The organism is Mycobacterium dioxanotrophicus (genome assembly GCF_002157835.1).
Classification (GTDB): domain Bacteria; phylum Actinomycetota; class Actinomycetes; order Mycobacteriales; family Mycobacteriaceae; genus Mycobacterium; species Mycobacterium dioxanotrophicus.
This window is the reverse complement of sequence record NZ_CP020809.1, coordinates 7122719-7138099: the sequence shown is the minus strand read 5'-3', so window position 1 is coordinate 7138099 and position 15381 is coordinate 7122719. Positions and strand designations below refer to the sequence as shown.

The 15381-nt window shown below is 64.7% G+C and carries 14 protein-coding genes; 8 read left to right on the top strand and 6 right to left on the bottom strand.

Annotation, left to right across the window (positions count from 1 at the left end):
* The first annotated feature begins 179 nt into the window (after positions 1–179).
* The 4 genes from BTO20_RS34565 (at position 180) to BTO20_RS34550 (ending at position 7704) form a co-directional block, all read left to right on the top strand.
* Positions 180–1541 (top strand): condensation domain-containing protein, encoded by a 1362-nt coding sequence (locus BTO20_RS34565; RefSeq protein ID WP_087080761.1) that lies wholly within the window; start codon positions 180–182, stop codon positions 1539–1541.
* Positions 1542–1629: 88 nt separating this feature from the next.
* Positions 1630–4611 carry an MMPL/RND family transporter gene (locus BTO20_RS34560; protein WP_087080759.1) on the top strand — a complete coding sequence of 994 codons (2982 nt, stop codon included), beginning with the start codon at positions 1630–1632 and terminating at the stop codon, positions 4609–4611.
* A 155-nt stretch (positions 4612–4766) separates the two neighbouring features.
* Positions 4767–5888, top strand: coding sequence for an acyltransferase PE (pe, locus tag BTO20_RS34555; protein ID WP_198344175.1), 1122 nt, complete (start codon positions 4767–4769; stop codon positions 5886–5888).
* A gap of 46 nt (positions 5889–5934) precedes the next feature.
* Positions 5935–7704, top strand: coding sequence for an AMP-binding protein (locus BTO20_RS34550; RefSeq protein ID WP_087080758.1), 1770 nt, complete (start codon positions 5935–5937; stop codon positions 7702–7704).
* Between the two features lie 14 nt (positions 7705–7718).
* On the opposite strand, the gene BTO20_RS34545 is transcribed toward BTO20_RS34550, so the two are convergent.
* On the bottom strand, positions 7719–8372 hold the full coding sequence (locus tag BTO20_RS34545) for a GAP family protein (protein ID WP_087080756.1): 654 nt from the start codon (positions 8370–8372) through the stop codon (positions 7719–7721).
* 183 nt (positions 8373–8555) lie between these two features.
* Between BTO20_RS34545 and BTO20_RS34540 the strand changes: the two genes are divergently transcribed.
* Positions 8556–9041 carry a flavin reductase family protein gene (locus BTO20_RS34540; protein ID WP_087080754.1) on the top strand — a complete coding sequence of 162 codons (486 nt, stop codon included), beginning with the start codon at positions 8556–8558 and terminating at the stop codon, positions 9039–9041.
* A 3-nt stretch (positions 9042–9044) separates the two neighbouring features.
* Here the strand turns inward: BTO20_RS34540 and BTO20_RS40010 are convergent, their stop codons facing one another.
* From BTO20_RS40010 to BTO20_RS34515, 5 genes are all read right to left on the bottom strand, one after another.
* Positions 9045–9206 carry a hypothetical protein gene (locus BTO20_RS40010; protein ID WP_087080752.1) on the bottom strand — a complete coding sequence of 54 codons (162 nt, stop codon included), beginning with the start codon at positions 9204–9206 and terminating at the stop codon, positions 9045–9047.
* A 150-nt stretch (positions 9207–9356) separates the two neighbouring features.
* Positions 9357–10106 carry a succinate dehydrogenase/fumarate reductase iron-sulfur subunit gene (locus BTO20_RS34530; protein ID WP_087080750.1) on the bottom strand — a complete coding sequence of 250 codons (750 nt, stop codon included), beginning with the start codon at positions 10104–10106 and terminating at the stop codon, positions 9357–9359.
* A gap of 1 nt (position 10107) precedes the next feature.
* A complete protein-coding gene (locus BTO20_RS34525) occupies positions 10108–12018 on the bottom strand; it encodes a fumarate reductase/succinate dehydrogenase flavoprotein subunit (RefSeq protein ID WP_087080748.1) in 1911 nt (636 codons plus the stop codon).
* A 37-nt stretch (positions 12019–12055) separates the two neighbouring features.
* On the bottom strand, positions 12056–12886 hold the full coding sequence (locus BTO20_RS34520) for a hypothetical protein (protein WP_087080746.1): 831 nt from the start codon (positions 12884–12886) through the stop codon (positions 12056–12058).
* Positions 12887–12944: 58 nt separating this feature from the next.
* A complete protein-coding gene (locus tag BTO20_RS34515; protein WP_087080744.1) occupies positions 12945–13235 on the bottom strand; it encodes a hypothetical protein in 291 nt (96 codons plus the stop codon).
* Between the two features lie 109 nt (positions 13236–13344).
* Here BTO20_RS34515 and BTO20_RS34510 point away from each other — a divergent pair, with 109 nt between their 5' ends.
* The 3 genes from BTO20_RS34510 (at position 13345) to BTO20_RS34500 (ending at position 15335) form a co-directional block, all read left to right on the top strand.
* On the top strand, positions 13345–14118 hold the full coding sequence (locus tag BTO20_RS34510) for an isocitrate lyase/PEP mutase family protein (protein WP_087083097.1): 774 nt from the start codon (positions 13345–13347) through the stop codon (positions 14116–14118).
* Between the two features lie 82 nt (positions 14119–14200).
* Positions 14201–14668 (top strand): hypothetical protein, encoded by a 468-nt coding sequence (locus tag BTO20_RS34505; protein ID WP_232490951.1) that lies wholly within the window; start codon positions 14201–14203, stop codon positions 14666–14668.
* Positions 14669–14876: 208 nt separating this feature from the next.
* Positions 14877–15335 (top strand): hypothetical protein, encoded by a 459-nt coding sequence (locus BTO20_RS34500; RefSeq protein WP_087080740.1) that lies wholly within the window; start codon positions 14877–14879, stop codon positions 15333–15335.
* Positions 15336–15381: the final 46 nt, after the last annotated feature.

The following is a 15381-nucleotide window of genomic DNA, read 5'->3' as shown; positions in this document are numbered from 1 at the left end:
CGCCTGAAGATCAACTCGACGCACACTATATGCGCGCGTACCTGTGGCGTGCTTGGTTCGCTGTCCTGACAGGAACCTGTGCCAGACGCCTCCGGTAGAACCGAGGGTATGTTGTGCCGCGACGGGCTGTGTCGGCCCCACAACCGGCTTGGCTAGGAGTCCTGAGAGGGGACGAGCTTTTGCGCATCGGGAAGATAACTGTTGGCGCACTTGATGAATGGTCGTTGAGCTCGGGCTCGGTCACCTCGTGGCACCCGACTGCCGCAGCTCAGGAAAGAGCCAAAGAAGCGCCAGTGAGCCCGGTTCCGGTTAGCTACAAGCAGCGCCAACACCTTCGTAACTATCACGACCGCACCGCGGCCGGTTTGAACTTCTCCCGGCAGATCATCGCCAGCTGTGAGGTGGCAGGGCAATGCGATATCGCAGCCATGGATCACGCCGTCAATACCTATCTACGGCGGCACGACACATTCCGGAGTTGGTTCGAACGGACCGGTGACGGCGACTTCATCCGGCGTGCCCTCGACGACCCGGCCGACATTGAATTCGTGCCCGTCGATCAAGGGCACATGACGGCCGACGAAATAGTCCAGAACGAAACTCACTTCACGTTCTTCGCCGCCATGGACCACGTTCACGGGGACGCGACGTTGATCGGCACCACGATGATGGAAGCCAACGGCATGTATTCCGCGATGAGCGGGAGCGGCCAGGCTCTCGCGCTTCCCGATGCTGGTAGCTTCGACGATTTTTGTGTCCGCGAGGGCGAGTACACCTCCGCGTTGACCGTGGATTCGCCCGGGGTCCGCGCCTGGATCGACTTCGCCGCGAACAACCGCGACGGCTTCCCCGAATTTCCGCTGCCACTGGGCAACCCGGACGAGTCGATGAGCAGCGCCTGGAGTTCCGAGACTCTGATGAGCCCGGCTCAGACCGAACGCTTCGACTCGGCCTGTTCCGGAGCCGGCGCACGTTTCGTCGGAGGCTTGTTTGCCTGTCTGGCTCTGGTGGAGCATGAATTCACGGGAGCGCTCACCTATTACGGGCTCACTCCGAGAGATTCCCGCACCGCCGGCGACAATTTCATGACACAGGGCTGGTTCACGGGCCTGATTCCGATCACCGTGCCGGTGGCGGCGACGTCTTTCAGCGAGGCCGCATGGGCAGCGCAGGCTTCTTTCGACTCCGGGCTTGACATGGCGCGTGTTCCGTATTACCGCGTTTTGGAGTTGGCTCCGTGGTTGAACTGGCCACGCCCGAACTTTCCGGTGTCAAACTTCTTGCACGGTGGTGCCGCGCCGCTCAACGCGATCCTCGCGGCCGGCGACTTGGGGCTTGCGAACAATATCGGGATGTACCCCGACAATCGGTTTTCCTACCAATTGACGATCTACATATTCCGGTACGGGGAAGGCACGGTCATGGCGATCATGCACCCCGACAATGCGGTCGCCAAGAAATCGGTGACCCGCTACATGGAGGCGATGAAGTCGGTCGCCGGACGGGTTGCTGACAGCGGGCACTGGGGACGCGTCGCGTAGCGCAGTACAAAACGGTGCGGACGCGAGGAGCAGAGATGGCTATTGATTTTCCGCTGTGCTCTGACTTCGGGGTGAAGGTGAGGGCAACATGCGACGGATAGCGGACCTCGTGGTGCGGTGGCCCTGGGCGGTGATCGGAGTCTGGGTGGCGCTGCTGGTCGCCCTGCCGCTGGCCTTCCCGTCACTGAGTGCCATGGCCGAGAAGCATCCGCTGGCCATCCTGCCCAACGACGCGCCGTCGAGCGTGACCGCGCAAAAGATGACCGAAGCGTTTCACGAACCGGGCAACGACGACCTTCTGTTGGTGGCGCTGATCAACGAGAAAGGCCTCGGACCCGCCGACGAGGCGACCTACCGCAAGCTGGTCGACGCTTTGCGCGATGACCAGGCCGATGTGGTCAGTGTGCAGGACTTCATCGCTACCCCGCAGCTGCGGAAGTTCATGACCAGTGAGGACAAGACGACCTGGGTGTTGCCGGTGGGTCTGGCCGGTGAGCTGGGCACGCCGCGGGCGTTCGAGTCGTTCAACCGGGTCTCCGAGATCGTCGCCCGCAGCACCGCGGGCAGCACCGCGCAAATCCACGTGACGGGCCCTGCGGCCACCGCCGCCGACCTCACCGTCGCAGGTCAGAAGGATCGGCTGCCGATCGAGATCGCGATCGCCGTCCTGGTCCTCGCGGTGCTGTTGGTCGTCTACCGCAGTGCGGTCACCATGCTGTTGCCGTTGGTGACCATCGGATCGTCGCTGGTGATCGCCCAAGCGCTGGTCGCGGGCTACTCCCAGCTCACGGGTTCAGGCGTGTCCAACCAGTCCATCGTCTTCCTCAGCGCGATCATGGCCGGCGCCGGAACGGACTACGCGGTCTTTCTGATCAGCCGCTATCACGACTATCTGCGCTCGGGCTCGGATTCCGATCAGGCGGTCAACAAGGCGATGATCTCGATCGGGAAGGTGATCGCCGCATCCGCCACGACGGTGGGTCTGACGTTCCTGTTGCTGAGCTTCTCAAAGATGGGTGTGTTCAGAACGGTCGGAGTGGCGTCGGCCATCGGCATCGGTGTCGCGTTCCTCGCCGGGCTGACCTTGTTGCCCGCGATCCTGGTGCTCGCCGGCCCCCGCGGGTGGGTGAAGCCGCGGCGCGAGCTGACGGCTCGGTTCTGGCGGCGTTCCGGTATCCGGATCGTGCGTAGGCCCGTGGCGCATCTCGCCGCCAGCCTGCTGATTCTGGCTCTCCTGGCCGGTTGCGCGATCTTCGCGCGATACAACTACGACGACCGCAAGGTGGTGTCGGCGTCGGCGTCGAGCTCCATCGGGTATGCCGCGGTCGAACGCCATTTCCCCATCGCCCAGTCCATTCCCGAGTACATCCTGGTCCAGTCTCCGCACGATCTGCGCACTCCGCGGGCCCTGGCGGATCTGGAACAGATGGCGTCGCGCGTCGCCCAGTTGCCCGATGTCGGCATGGTCAGCGGCATCACCCGGCCGCTCGGCGATGTGCCGCCGGAGTTCCGGGCCACCTACCAGGCAGGCCTCGTCGGTGATCGGCTGGCGAACGGATCTGATCAGATCGACCAGCGCAGCGGCGACCTCAACCGGCTGACGAACGGGGCCAAGACCCTGGCGGACAGTCTCGCCGACGTGCGCGCCCAGATCACGCAAATCGCGCCGAGCATTCAGAGCCTGGTCGACACGATGTCGTCGGTGCGCACCGAATACGGCGGCGACAAGCTGGTCAAGGACGTCGAAACCGCGGCCAAGCTGGTGCAGAGCATCAATGCGCTGTCCAATTCCATGGGATACAACCTCTCGGCCGTCAAGAACATCTTCGGATGGATCGACCCGGTTCTGCAGGCGCTGAACGGTAACGCGGTCTGCGACGCCAATCCGTCGTGCAGCGAAACGCGCGCCCAATTCCAGAAACTGAGCGACTCGCGAGGCGACGGCAATCTCGACCAGATCAACGATCTCGCGCACCAACTCCAGGGCGTCGACGACAAGCAGACCCTGACGGCGACGGTCAACAAGCTCAACGCCGCTCTGGTGAATGTCTCCAAGGCGGTCAAGACCCTGGGCCTGGACAAGCCCGGCGGCCCGCAGGCCGGCATGAGGCAGCTGCAGCAAGGCGCCGACCGGCTGGCCGGCGGCAGCCGCGAAGTGTCAGGCGGGGTGGACGAACTCGTCAAACAGGTCAAGGTGATCGCCGACGGACTCAATCAGGCCTCGGCGTTCCTGATGACGATGCGGACCAATGCCGCCGACCCGTCACAGGCCGGCTTCAACATCCCGGCCGAAGTGCTGGGCCTGCCGGACTTCAAGAAGGCTTCCGCGGCGTATGTCTCGCCGGACGGCCGCTCGGCGCGGTACCTCGTGCAAACCAAACTCAACCCGTTCAGCTCGGAAGCGATGGACCAGGTCAACCAGATCCAGGACATCGCTCGGGGTGCTCAGCCGAACACCGCGCTGGCCGACGCGACGATATCGATGGGCGGATTCCCCGCCGCGCTGCGCGATACCCGCGACTACTACCAGCAGGACATCCGCTACATCATCATCGCGACGCTCATCGTCGTGTTGGTGACGCTGATGTTGCTGTTGCGGTCGGTCATCGCACCGCTCTACCTCGTCGGGTCCGTGGTGGTCTCGTACTTCGCGGCGATGGGCATCAGCGTGTTGTTCTTCCAATACCTGTTACACCAGCCACTGCATTGGAGTGTGCCGCCGTTGGCGTTCGTGGTGCTGGTCGCGGTGGGCGCCGACTACAACATGCTGCTGGTGTCGCGACTGCGTGACGAGTCTTTGCACAGCGTGCGGTACGGCGTCATTCGCACGTTGAGTTCGACGGGCGGTGTGATCACCGCGGCAGGGCTCATCTTCGCGGCCTCGATGGCGGGTCTGCTGTTCTCCAGCATTGGCATAGTGGTTCAAGGGGGCTTCGTGATCGGTGTGGGAATCCTGTTGGACACCTTCGTGGTGCGCACCATCACGGTGCCCGCCATTGCAACATTGGTGGGGCGGGCGAATTTCTGGCCGTCGCGGGAGGTCGCCCGCAAGTTGGGCCTGCGGACGTGAGGAGCAAAAGGGTGCTCTGCGGACGTGAGGAGCAAAAAGGACTCTGCGGACGTGATTGCTGGGCCGTCCGCAGCAAATTCTCAGCAGTGTCAGAACGGGCATGCAGACGTCATGTGTGTGAAACTACGAACCGGAGCGGGGCGATAGGAGTGGAGATGAAGAAACTCCTTGCTGGACTTGCACTGCTGGTGACAACCAGCGTCACAGGATCCTTCGGCGTCGTCGGCAGTGCGCGGGCCGACGACGCGCCGGTGCCCAGACCGCCCGTCCCAGGGAATCCAGATCCCGGAACCGCATACGCATTGGGTGGGGCTCACGTTCTCGGCATTCCTTATGACGAGTACATCCGGATGACGGGTGAGCAGTGGTTCCCGGGTATGAAGCGAGTGAAGGTGGACTACCCGGCAGGACAGGTTCAGGGCCACACCCTGGAACGTCTCTTCCCTGGGGTCGGCCCGATCGGGGAGAAGATCTACCCCGGCCTGGGACTCGACGGCCCCAGCATCGGTGAATCGGTCGATGAGGGAGAAGGCAATCTCGACGCCGCCGTCCGCCAAGGCAAGGGCACCGCGATGGGGCTGTCCGAGGGCGCGCTCGTGCTCAACGCTGTGAAGGCGCGGCTGGCCAACGATCCGACTGCTCCGCCGCCGGACCAGTTGACCTTCGCGACGTTCGGCGACCCGATCGCCAAGCATCCGTTCGGGGAGAGTTTCCTGACCCAGAATTTCCCCGTCGGCAGTGTCGTGCCGTTCATGGACTACCGCATACCGGCTCCGGTGGAGAGCCAGTACCACACCGACCAGTTCATCTCGGCCTACGACAGCATCGCCGACTGGCCGGACCGGCCCGACAACTGGATGAGCGTCATCAATGCGATCGCCGGACTCGCGACCGGTCACACCGCGATCGCGTTCACCAATCCCAGCAATGTTCCGCCGCAGAACATCAGGACGACGGTCAACTCCAAGGGCGCGACGACCACGACGTATCTGGTCCCCGAGGAGCACTTGCCCCTGGTGTTGCCCTTCAAGTACCTGGGGTATGACCAGAACACGCTCAACCAGCTGGACCGGGTTTTGCAGCCCCTGGTGGATGCGGGTTATTCGCGTAACGACGATCCGGCGACCGCTCCGGTCACGGTCGACCCGGTGCACGGCTTCGATCCCGCGAAAGTCACCGCACCGGCCAACGAGGCCACCTTCGGTGGTGGCGCGGACCCCATGTCGGAGATCGTCAACGGCGCGATGTCCGTGCTGAACCCCAAGAGCGCAGGCTGACGGCGATACCGAACCGACGGATTCGACTAGTTATGGACGTGATGTGATGTCGACCCAATCATCCATTCTCTCGATGCTGCATGGGCGCGCCAGCCTGCGTCCTGACGATGTGGCCTTCACGTTCACCGAGTACGACCACGACCCGGCAGGTGTTGCGCACAGCCTGACGTGGGCGCAGCTGTCGCGTCGGACCATGAATGTGGCACGCGAGATCCGGCTCCACGGCGAGGTCGGTGATCGGGCGGTGATCCTCGCTCCCCAGGGCCTCGAATACATCCTGGCTTTTCTGGGCGCCATGCAGGCGGGGCTCATCGCTGTTCCGTTGCCGTTGCCGCACCGCGGTTCCAGTCATGATCGCGTGAGTGCGGTCGTCGCCGATACGCACCCGGCGGTGGTTCTCACGACGTCCGCCGTCGCGCAGGATGTCGGCGATTATGTCGACCAGTCGGTCATGGAGACCGCGCCGAAGATCGTGGCGATCGATGCGCTGAACCTTGATGCCGATGGCGAACCGAGCGTCGAGACGGCCGAGTTCCCCAGCACGGCGTACCTGCAGTACAGCTCCGGTTCGACTCGGCTGCCGGCCGGGGTGATGATCTCGCACCGCAACCTGCAGGCGAATTTCGAGCAGTTGATGCGCGGCCTGTTCTCGGATGCCAACGCCCAGTCCGCAACCGAACGGACGATCGTGTCGTGGTTGCCCTTCTACCATGACATGGGTTTGGTGCTCGGTGTCTGCGCGCCGATCCTCGGTGGTTATCGCGCGGTGCTGACGAGCCCGGTGGCCTTCCTGGAGAAGCCGTCGCGATGGGTGCGGGCACTTGCCGAGAGTCGCGGCGCCTTTTCCGCCGCTCCCAACTTCGCGTTCGATCTGGCCGCCCGCAAGACCAAGGACGCCGACCTCGCGGGACTCGACCTCGGCGGGGTGCAGGGCATCATCAACGGTGCCGAGCGGGTCGAGCCGGCGACCCTGGAACGCTTCGCAGATCGGTTCGCGCACTTCAATTTTCGCGACCACATGCTGCGGCCTTCGTACGGGTTGGCGGAAGCGACCGTGTACGTGACGAGCGGTGTCTGGAACGAGTCCGCGGAGGTCGCCGCGTTCGATGTCGACGAACTGTCGGCGGGCCGTGTGCGGCGGTGCGCACCCGAGGAGCTGCGCAGCGGGCGTGCGGCCGGAACCAGCTCCGCGCTCGTCAGATACCAGCTGCCGCAGTCGCCGGTACTGCGCATCGTCGACGTCGAGACGCACCGGGAATGCGGGCAGGACGTGGTCGGTGAGATCTGGGTGCACGGCGACAACGTCGCGACCGGCTACTGGAACCGGTCACCCGAGGAGCAACAGTGCTTCGGCGCCACCCTTGTCGACCCATCACCGGGGACGGCGGCCGGACCCTGGCTGAAAACCGGTGATCTGGGCTTCGTTTCCGGTGGTGAGCTGTTCATCGTCGGCCGCATCAAGGATCTGCTGATCATCCGCGGGCGCAATCACTATCCCGAGGACATCGAGGCGACGGTCCAGCAGATCACGGGTGGCCGGGTCGCGGCGATATCGGTTCCGGTGAACAGCACCGAGAAGCTCGTCACCGTCATCGAAGTGAAGAAGCGAGGGGAGTCGACGGTCGAGGCCGGACAGTGGCTCACCGCGGTCAAGAGCGACGTCACGTCCGCGATCTCCAATGCCCACGGGCTCAATGTCGGGGACCTCGTGCTCGTTCCACCGGGCTCGATACCGACGACGACGAGCGGCAAGATCAGGCGTGCCGCCTGTGCAGAGCAATACCGGCAGGACGAGTTCATCCGCCTGGATGCCTGACCGGTAGGCGATCGCTACAGCCCGGTACAGCCCGCGACGAGCAGGACACAGCCGACGGTGGCCAGTAGGGCCGCGACCTCGAGGCGGTGCCGGGCCCGTAGCCAGTCGTGCAGCCCCGAGAGGGCCGCGCGGGTGCGGTCAGGGGCGACGAGGTAGCAGATCAGCGGGATCTCGACGAGCCCGAACGCCACCACGTTGAACAACAGCAGGGCGCCGACTTGCGTGGCGGCCGCCGTGCCGGACGCGACGATGAGTGTCAGCGCGGCGAGATAGTCCACGGACGGCAGTGCGATGCCGAGTCCGGCGACGCCTGCTGTCCACAGCGAATGACCGTTGAGGAGCTGCCGGGCGCGCAGCGCGAGCTGACCGGGTTCTCGGTCGGCTTTGGGCCCTACCAAGCCGGAACCGACGGCTGCCGCGACCACCAGCACGATCGCCCCTGCCACCAGCTGCGCCCGGGGCAGGGTGAAGTGCGCTGAACCCATGGCCGGCCGCAGAACGAAGAGCACCACCACACCGACGGCGGAGCCCATCGCGAAACCACCGGTGAGGAAGGTGAGCAGTTGTAGCAGCGGTCGGGGCCGGTTGAGCATCAGGACCGTCATACCGATCCGGAACGGCTCCAGGCTGACTGCGATGGCCATGACCAGCAGCGGCGTGATCCACATGTCGACTGGGCGGTTGTCCGTCTATACGCCCGGACGAACACGTTCACGCAGCGCGGACAGGTTCGGCGTGTTGGGCATGGCGTCAGGCTACTCAAACCGGTGCGCGACGGCGCGGCCAAGTTCTGTTCACGGCGAGCCTGACGGTGGCCGCCGTCGGCGACCCCGTGTGAAGATGGAGGTGATATGAGCGCAACAGAATTGAGCCCGACGTCTCTGCGTGAAGCATTCGGCCATTTCCCCACCGGCGTGGTGGCTATCGCCGCCGAGGTGGAGGGCATTCGCGTGGGCTTGGCTGCCAGCACGTTCGTCCCGGTGTCACTGGATCCTCCGCTGGTGTCCTTCTGCGTGCAGAACAGCTCCACCACGTGGCCCAAGCTCAAGGGTCTTCCGGCTCTGGGCATCAGTGTGCTGGGTGAGTCCCACGACGACGCGGTGCGGGCACTGGCGGCCAAGACCGGCGACCGGTTCGCGGGTCTGGAGACGGAATCGCGCGATTCGGGCGCGGTGTTCATCCACGGCACCAGCGTGTGGCTGGAGAGCGCCATCGCACAACTGGTGCCCGCGGGGGATCACACCATCGTGGTGCTACGGGTCAGCGAGATCACGGTGCACGCCGATATCGCACCGATTGTCTTCCACCGCAGCACTTTTCACCGGCTCGGCGACTGAGGTTCAGGGGCGCTCGGAGAGTTCCTTGCGGTAGCCGTCAACGCGCTGCTCGAGTTCGGCGGCGTCGTCGGGGCGGCCTTCCTTGCGGGCCAGTTCCGCGCGCGCGGAAAGCTCGCGGATTGCCGTGCGAATGTCGTTGACGCTGTGGGTGTGTCCCATTGTCATCGGCTGCCTTTCGTCGCTGATTGGCTGCTTATGCCGAGCCTACGCGTTGACGCTGCGGTCAGGGCAGCGTCTATTCGTACTTTCGCGCCTTACCCGCAGAATCAATGGGTTGTCGTCGCTAGCGCCGCTGTTTGCTCTTCGCGCAAGCGCTCATCGGCGGAACAGCTTGTTGCCCAGCCACACGATCGGGTCGTACTTCCGGTCCACGACGCGCTCCTTCATCGGGATCAGCGCGTTGTCGGTGATCTTGATGTTCTCGGGGCAGACCTCGGTGCAGCACTTGGTGATGTTGCAATAACCCAGGCCGAACTCGTCCTGGGCCATGTCGCGGCGGTCCACGGTGTCAAGCGGATGCATGTCCAGCTCGGCGATGCGCATGTGGAACCGGGGGCCTGCGAAGTTCTGCTTGTTCTCCTCGTGGTCGCGCACCACGTGACAGACGTTCTGGCACAGGAAGCACTCGATGCACTTGCGGAATTCCTGGCTGCGGTTCACGTCCTCCTGCTGCATCCGGTACTCACCGGGCTGCAGGTCTTTCGGCGGGGTGAACGACGGGATCTGGCGCGCCTTCTCGTAGTTGAAGGACACATCGGTGACCAGGTCACGCATCACGGGGAAGGTGCGCAGCGGCGTCACCGTGACGGTCTCGGCCGGGTCGAATGTCGACATCCGGGTCATGCACATGAGCCGCGGACGGCCGTTGATCTCGGCCGAGCAGGATCCGCACTTGCCGGCCTTGCAGTTCCACCGCACGGCCAGATCCGGGGTCTGGGTGGCCTGCAGCCGGTGGATGATGTCGAGCACCACCTCGCCGTCATTGACCTCGACGGTGTAGTCCTGCAAGTCACCGCCAGTGTCGTCTCCACGCCAGACCCGCAGGTTCGCGTTGTAGGCAGCCATCTCAGCCCTTCCGATCGGGGTGCTCGGCCAGTTCTTGCTCGGTGTAGTACTTCTCCAATTCGGACAGCTCGAACGTGGCCAGCAGGTCGGCCCGCATGGGTAGCTGCGACTCCGGCGTCACCGTCACGTCCGGCACTACCTGGTCGTCGTCGCCAACTGCGCGGCACACCAGCAGCGTGTTGCGCCAGTTGGCGTCCATCTCCGGGTAGTCGTCGCGGGTGTGCCCGCCCCGGCTCTCGGTGCGGGCCAGCGCGGCCTTGGCGACGCACTCGCTGACCAGCAGCATGTTGCGCATGTCGATGGCCAGGTGCCAGCCCGGGTTGAAGGCGCGGCCGCCCTCGACGGTGACGCTGTGCACGCGGGTCTTGAGTTCGGCGAGCTTGGCCAGGGCCTCCTCGATCTCGTCGGCCTTGCGGATGATGCCGACCAGATCGTTCATGCACTGTTGCAGCTCGGCGTGCAGGGTGTACGGATTCTCCGGATTCGCATGCTTTTCGAACGGGTCCAGTGCCAGCTGGGTGGCCTCGACGATGGCGGCCTCCGACACGGCCGGCCGCTCGGCAAGGGCCTGCACGTAGTCGGCGGCCCCGAGTCCGGCGCGGCGGCCGAACACCAGAAGGTCACTCAACGAGTTGCCGCCCAGCCGGTTCGAGCCGTGCATCCCGCCCGAACACTCACCCGCGGCGAACAGCCCGGGCGTGACGGCCCCGCCGGTGTCGGGGTCGACTTCGATACCGCCCATCACGTAGTGACAGGTCGGCCCGACCTCCATCTCGTCCTTGGTGATGTCGACCTCGGCGAGCTCCATGAACTGGTGGTACATCGACGGCAGCCGCCGCTTGATCTCCTCGGTCGGCATCCGCGAAGCGATGTCGAGGTACACGCCGCCGTGTGGCGAGCCGCGTCCCGCCTTGACCTCGGAGTTGATGGCGCGGGCCACCTCGTCGCGGGGCAGCAGGTCAGGGGTGCGGCGCGCGGAATCGTTGTCCTTGAGCCACTGGTCGGCTTCTTCTTCGGTTTCGGCGTACTGCCCCTTGAACACCGCGGGGATGTAGTCGAACATGAACCGCTTGCCTTCGGAGTTCTTCAGCACTCCGCCGTCACCGCGGACACCTTCGGTGACCAGGATGCCCTTCACCGACAGCGGCCACACCATGCCGGTCGGGTGGAACTGGATGAACTCCATGTTGATCAGACCGGATCCGGCGCGCAGAGCCAACGCATGGCCGTCTCCGGTGTACTCCCACGAGTTCGACGACACCTTGAAGGACTTGCCGATGCCTCCGGTGGCCAGCACGATCGCGGGGGCCTCGAACAGCACGAAATTGCCGGTCTCGCGGTAGTACCCGAACGCGCCCGCGATGCGGTCACCGTCTTTGATCAGGTCGGTGATGGCGGTTTCGTGGAAAACCCTGATGCGGGCCTCATAGTCACCGAGTTCGGCCTTGTCCTCCTGCTGCAGCGAGACGATCTTCTGCTGCAGGGTGCGGATGATCTCCAGGCCGGTACGGTCGCCGACGTGGGCCAGCCGCGGGTAGGTGTGCCCGCCGAAGTTGCGCTGGCTGATCCGGCCGTCCTTGGTGCGGTCGAACAACGCGCCGTAGGACTCCAACTCCCACACGCGGTCCGGGGCCTCTTGCGCGTGCAGTTCGGCCATCCGCCAGTTGTTGAGGAACTTGCCGCCGCGCATGGTGTCACCGAAGTGCACCTGCCACGAGTCCTTGGTGTTGACGTTGCGCATCGCCGCGGCGCACCCGCCCTCGGCCATCACTGTATGTGCTTTGCCGAACAGCGATTTGGTCACCACCGCCACCCGCAGACCCCGCTCACGCGCCTCGATCACCGCACGCAGCCCTGCACCGCCGGCACCGATGACGACAACGTCGTATTGGTGCCGTTCCAGTTCAGCCATCTATAACCCCACTACTTCGTTATTAGGAATCAGGTTGTCAGCCAACAAATCTCAAGTCGGAGATGGTTCCGCTGGCGACCAGCATGATGTAGAAGTCGGTGAGCATCAGGGTGCCCAGCGTGATCCACGCGAACAGCATGTGCCGGGTGTTCAGCTTGGACACCTGCGTCCAGATCCAATAGCGGACGGGATGTTTCGAGAAGTGCTTGAGTCGCCCGCCGGTGACGTGCCGGCACGAGTGGCAGGAGATGGTGTACACCCACAGCAGGATCACGTTGACCAGGAGGATGAGGTTCCCCAGGCCGAATCCGAAACCGCTGGCCGTCTTGTCGGAGTGGAACGCCACGATGGCGTCGTAGGTGTTCACCAGTGAGATCAGCACCGCGACGTAGAAGAAGTACCGGTGTGCGTTCTGCACGATCAGCGGAAGTCGCGTCTCCCCGGTGTATTTCGCGTGCGGCTCGGCCACCGCGCAGGCGGTCGGGGACTGCCAGACCGACCGGTAGTAGGCCTTGCGGTAGTAGTAGCAGGTGAGCCGGAAGGCGAGTAGGAACGGCAGCGAGATGAACGCCATCGGGATGAACCACGGCAGGGCGCCCACCCAATGCCCGAAGTGGCTCGCGCCCGGCGCGCACGCGGTGCTCACGCACGGCGAGTAGAACGGCGTCAGGTAGTGGTACTGCGGAACCCAGTAAGCGCTGCCCCAGAACGCCCGGATCGTGGCGTAGATGACGAACGCGGCCAGTCCCAGGTCGGTCAGCAGTGGCGCCTGCCACCACCGGTCGGTCCGCAGCGTGCGCTCCGGAATCTGGGCGCGCGTGGGGGAGAAGACCCCGGTCGCACGACGGTCATCGGTGGGTGCGCTCACGGTTCCCTTTCGTCAGGTTCAGTTGTTTGTGTGAGGCGTCAGATGCCCCGGCGCCTGGCTAGCCGCTGACGCCGCCATCGCTGATGTCGCCCCAGAACTCTCGGTCGTATTGGGTGTCGGGGATCGCGATCTTCTCGCCGACGGACGTCTGCGGCGTGCAGCCGTGGCGCATCGCGAGTTCATCGGCGTCGATGTTCAGCCGGTCGACGTCGAGCAGGATGCGCTCGACATCATTGGTGATGCGGCGGGTGGCCGGCGAGTCACCGTATTTGGCCGCCAGTGCCGTGACAGAGCGACGCATATCGCCGATCAACTTGTGCAGTTCGGCGAATTCGGTTGTGGTGGACATGTGACCTCCTTGGGCTGAAGGGTGTCATGAATCACAGTACGACAACCGATGCTAGCCACATCACCAGTTGAGAGTGACGCGGGTCACGTTGAGAGTCGGAGGTATGCGGGTGCCCCAACAAGCTCTGTCCCAACAGGTTCTGCAGGACCGTGCGACGGCCCTGCTGGCATTGCACCAACCGGGCAACCCGGTGGTGCTACCCACGGTGTGGGATGCCTGGTCGGCGAAGACCGCCGTCGAAGCGGGGTTCGAAGCGCTCACCCTCGGCAGCCATCCGGTGGCCGATTCGGTCGGGAAGGCCGACGGCGAGGGGATGACCTACGACGAACTGACGGCGCGGGTAGCCCAGATCTGCGCTGCGGTCGACGTGCCGATCTCGGTCGACATCGAATCCGGTTACGGCGAGACGCCGCAGCGGCTCATCGACGGGCTGCTGGCCGCGGGTGCGGTCGGGCTGAACATCGAGGACACCGTGCACAAGGAGGGCAAACGCCTGCGTAGCCCCGAGGAACACGCCGCGTTGGTCGGTGAACTGCGCAAGGCGGCTGACGCCGCAGGGGTGCATGTCGTGATCAACGCCCGCACTGATCTGTTCCTGCGCGAAGACGGTTCGGAGGCCGATCGCGTCGAACGTGCCGTGGCCCGGCTGAAACTGGCTGCCGACGCGGGTGCGGATTGCCTGTATCCGGTGGGACGCCATGATCCGGAAACCATGCGACGCTTGACATCTGAGCTGCCGCTGCCGGTGAACGCGATTGCGTTACCCGAGGCCGACGATCCTGCGTCGTTCGGACCGCTCGGGGTCGGCCGGATCAGCTTCGGGCCGTTCCTGCAGCGGGCCCTGACCGGAACGGTGAACGAGTTGCTGGTCCGCTGGCGCTGAACGTTCGCTGTGCGTCCATAATGTGACCAAGGGGTCGCGAGAAACGGTAGGGCGCATCATGGGTCGGGGTAAAAGTTGTGCGATGACGGCGCCCGTCGTGGCCGTCGCGATGCTCGGCGCTGGTGTCGCCGCAGCGGATTCGGGCCTGACGATGGTGCCGCTGCAGGCGCAGATCAGGCATTGCGACTTCGCTGCGGCGGAGCACCTGACCGGCTATGGCTCGGGCACCGGCTCAGGCTTCGTCGATGTCGGCGCGGACGGTTCGGGTTCGGTGCGTGCCGATGTGCGCATGCAGACGGCCGCGCCCGATACCGCCTATCAGGTGCGGCTCATTCAGCTGCCGCGCTTGTCGTACGCCACGTGCAATCCCGGTGATCCGGGCGTGGCGACCGGGGTGATGCACACCGATGCGGTGGGCACGGCCTCGACCACCGTGACCGGGCCGCTCATGCAGGGTGCAACGGGCGCGTATGTCGTCATCGAGGGTCCGCCTGCGACCGGCAAGTTCATGCCAGAGACCTACAGCTCGACCTTCATCGCCCGGATCTGAGTGGTAGGCGGCGCAAACCGGTGGAACTCCGTGAGTTCCACCGGTTTTCGTATGCGTCAGCCAGTTTGAGTCGACTTCTGGGATCGTCGCGTGCGGTTCAACCTGGCGCGGAGCCCTCTTGTGCGCGGATAATGTGACCACGATCACACAACGAGCATGTGAGGCGCAGATCATGGCCAGGCATGGGATTTGTCCAGCAGCAGTCGTCGTGCTTGCAGTCGCGGCAACCGGCGGTGCGGGTGCCGCGGTCGCCGGTGCGGGTACGGCCATGACGATGGTGCCGCTGGACAACCAGACCAAGGACTGTGACCTTGTCACCGCCACGTACGACCTGACCTACGGCAGTGCCTCGGGCTTCGTCGATGTCGGCGCACCGGATTCGGGTTCGGTGCGTGCCGAGGTGCATATGCAGACCGCGATACCCGACACCACCTATCAGGTCCGCTTGGTTCAGGAGCCGCACTCCTTGGCGGTCCCGTGCGACGCCGGTGACGCTGGGGTGACCACCGGGGTGATGTACATCGATGACCTGGGCAATGGTTCGACAACCGTCACGAGCCCGCGGATGCCGGGTGCTACCGGAGCGGGCGTCTTTGTCGAGGGCCCGCCCCGCCCGGGCCGACTGCACGGCGACATCTACACCTCGTCGTACATCGCCGCCATCTGACCGCCGATCTAGCCGAATTTGCCTGAGCTCCAGCGGCGTTCGCCGT

What these genes read in the sequence shown, in the direction of transcription:
- BTO20_RS34560 (WP_087080759.1), top strand. Translation starts at nt 1,630, where the DNA reads ATGCGACGGATAGCGGACCTCGTGGTGCGGTGGCCCTGGGCGGTGATC.
- pe (WP_198344175.1), top strand. Translation starts at nt 4,767, where the DNA reads ATGAAGAAACTCCTTGCTGGACTTGCACTGCTGGTGACAACCAGCGTC.
- BTO20_RS34550 (WP_087080758.1), top strand. Translation starts at nt 5,935, where the DNA reads ATGTCGACCCAATCATCCATTCTCTCGATGCTGCATGGGCGCGCCAGC.
- BTO20_RS34545 (WP_087080756.1), bottom strand. Translation starts at nt 8,372, where the DNA reads ATGTGGATCACGCCGCTGCTGGTCATGGCCATCGCAGTCAGCCTGGAG.
- BTO20_RS34540 (WP_087080754.1), top strand. Translation starts at nt 8,556, where the DNA reads ATGAGCGCAACAGAATTGAGCCCGACGTCTCTGCGTGAAGCATTCGGC.
- BTO20_RS40010 (WP_087080752.1), bottom strand. Translation starts at nt 9,206, where the DNA reads ATGACAATGGGACACACCCACAGCGTCAACGACATTCGCACGGCAATC.
- BTO20_RS34530 (WP_087080750.1), bottom strand. Translation starts at nt 10,106, where the DNA reads ATGGCTGCCTACAACGCGAACCTGCGGGTCTGGCGTGGAGACGACACT.
- BTO20_RS34525 (WP_087080748.1), bottom strand. Translation starts at nt 12,018, where the DNA reads ATGGCTGAACTGGAACGGCACCAATACGACGTTGTCGTCATCGGTGCC.
- BTO20_RS34515 (WP_087080744.1), bottom strand. Translation starts at nt 13,235, where the DNA reads ATGTCCACCACAACCGAATTCGCCGAACTGCACAAGTTGATCGGCGAT.
- BTO20_RS34505 (WP_232490951.1), top strand. Translation starts at nt 14,201, where the DNA reads ATGACGGCGCCCGTCGTGGCCGTCGCGATGCTCGGCGCTGGTGTCGCC.